This window comes from Janthinobacterium sp. FW305-129, from assembly GCF_020858115.1.
Classification (GTDB): Bacteria; Pseudomonadota; Gammaproteobacteria; order Burkholderiales; family Burkholderiaceae_D; genus Janthinobacterium.
In genome coordinates, this window is sequence record NZ_JACYMM010000049.1 from 1 (window position 1) to 602 (window position 602).

At 70.8% G+C, this 602-nt stretch carries 1 protein-coding gene; it reads right to left on the bottom strand.

Features of this window, described 5'->3' with window-relative positions:
- The coding region (locus IGS61_RS27760) for a type VI secretion system Vgr family protein (protein ID WP_230542509.1) at positions 1 to 602 on the bottom strand (602 nt) is incomplete at both ends.

Below are 602 nucleotides of genomic sequence, written 5' to 3' on the forward strand. Positions count from 1 at the left end.
CAGCACCGCCTGTTTCAGCAGGGCAATGCCGGCGGCGTTGTCGCCGGCCGGATCGCGTTGCGCGGCCTCGTGCCGAAGCACATAGCTGCTTACCAGCAGGCCGGCCCTGGCGCGCACCGCGCCATACGCATCGGTGCGCAGCTCGGCGCCGGCGCCGCGCAGGCTGCCCCGGTAGTTGTCGGCGCCGTGGATCAGGTGGCCCAGGTTCAGTTCGCTGGCCGCATGGCTGCTTTTCAGCTGGATGCGGCCCTGCTGGTCGGTGTCGTCGAACAGCAGCTGGTTGTAGCCGGCCGCACTGCCCGCCTTGCCGAATTCCTTGCTGCGGATGCCCCATTGCGCCGCTCCATTGCGGTGCGCCGCGCTGGCGCCCGCGGCGCCATGCCACAGCGGACTGTTGCCGCCCGCCACATTGCCCTGGCCCGCGATGGCGTGGTCGTGCGCCGGCTGGAACACGCCGGCGTCGCTCTGATCGCGCGCCATGCCGCCCGGCGTGGGTAGCGTGCCGCCCTCGCCCTGGCCGTTGTACAGGGCGCCGACGATGACGGGCCGGTCGATATCGTTTTCCAGGAATTGCACCAGCACTTCCTGGCCGATGCGCGGCA